This window comes from Longispora sp. NPDC051575 (assembly GCF_040681875.1).
Lineage (GTDB): Bacteria > Actinomycetota > Actinomycetes > Mycobacteriales > Micromonosporaceae > Longispora.
In genome coordinates this window covers 1-1,432 of record NZ_JBFAZP010000034.1, presented here as the reverse complement: position 1 = coordinate 1,432, position 1,432 = coordinate 1, and the positions used below count along the sequence as shown (strand labels likewise).

At 67.4% G+C, this 1,432-nt stretch carries 1 protein-coding gene; it reads right to left on the bottom strand.

All coding sequences use genetic code 11. From position 1 onward, the window contains the following. Nucleotides 1-1,432 (bottom strand): collagenase (locus AB0M43_RS39255; RefSeq protein ID WP_363732941.1); only part of this gene is annotated, 1,432 nt, incomplete at both ends.

Below are 1,432 nucleotides of genomic sequence, written 5' to 3'. Positions count from 1 at the left end.
TCCGGGACGGTGCCTCCGCCGGTGGCGACGGCGACCGTCTGGGTGGTGGTGCCGGTGGCGCCCTTGTTGTCGGTGACGGTGAGCCGCACGGTGTAGGTGCCGGCGGCGGCGTACGTCTTGGCCGGGTTGGTGGCCGTCGAGGTGGTGCCGTCGCCGAAGTTCCAGGAGCGTGAGGCAATCGTGCCGTCGGAGTCGGTGGAGCGGTCGGTGAACGTCGCCGTGAGGTTGGCGGTGGTCACCGTGAAGCTGGCGGTCGGCGCCTGGTTGGTGGGGGTTCCGCCCCCGCCGCAGTTGCCGGCCGCGCAGGCGGCGAGCCAGGTGTACCAGTCGGCGTCGTAGCGGCTGCCGATGGTGCTGGTCAGCAGGGTACGCGCGGCGGTCCAGTTGCCGGAGCGGTAGTAGCCGAGCAGGGTCATGACGTCCGCGCGGTGGGACTGGAGCATGTAGCGCACCGCGAGGTAGCCCCACTGGTAGATACGGGTCTGGTCGTTGTTGTAGGTGGTGTCGAACAGGGTGCGCAGCGAGTAGGTGCGGTAGCCGGCCTGGGTGATCGCGGCCTGGTAGACCTCGTTGCGGTAGGAGTAGGACACGTACTCGGCGAAGCCCTCGATCCACCAGATGGTGGGGGTGGTGATGTTGGCGCCGAAGTCGCCGTACATGTCGTAGCGGCCGTCGAGGTAGTGGGTGTACTCGTGGTTGAGGTTCCAGATCGCGAACGTCGGCCGCATCCACTCGGCCTCGTACGCGATGAACCGGGCCTGGTTGCCGACCACGGACGGGTCGCCCTCCAGGTACATGCCGCCGTTGTTGGTGTCGATGCCGAAGATGGCCCCGGCGTAGGTCTGGTAGTCGGTGGAGCTGTCGAAGACGTTGATCTCGATGTTGGTGTTGCGGTCGCCCGAGACCGGCCCAGGGTCGGCGACGATGTTGTGGAAGAACGCGTCCTGGTTGCGCACGCTGGTGCACGTCGCGGTCAGCTCGGCGGTGGTCATGGCCTGCGCCCGGATGGTGTGCCCGGCGTCGCAGGCGTAGGTGATCGACAGGACCGCTGCGGTGAGCCTGCTCTGGAGGTTGCAGGTGTCGAAGTAGGCGCAGTTGGCCTTGTCGTAGTAGTCGGTCATCTCCGCGACGCCGACCCACAGCGGCGCGGTCGTGCCCTGGATCGAGCTCTGGTTGAGCAGGCCCTTGGCCTGGGACTGGGCCTTGGCGTGCAAGGCTGAGTGCTGCAAGAACCGGGCGAGTTCGCGGCCCGCGTTGGAGGTCAGGTAGCTCTGGTCGGTGCCGAGGAGCGCGAGGTGGGAGGAGGCGAAGTTGTAGAGCGTGTCCAGGACACTCGGGTCGGCCTGCACGGCCGTCACGAACGCGGGGACCTGGTGGCCGCGGAACAGCACGGTGTAGACGTTGTTGACGGCGTTGAGCATCCACCACGACG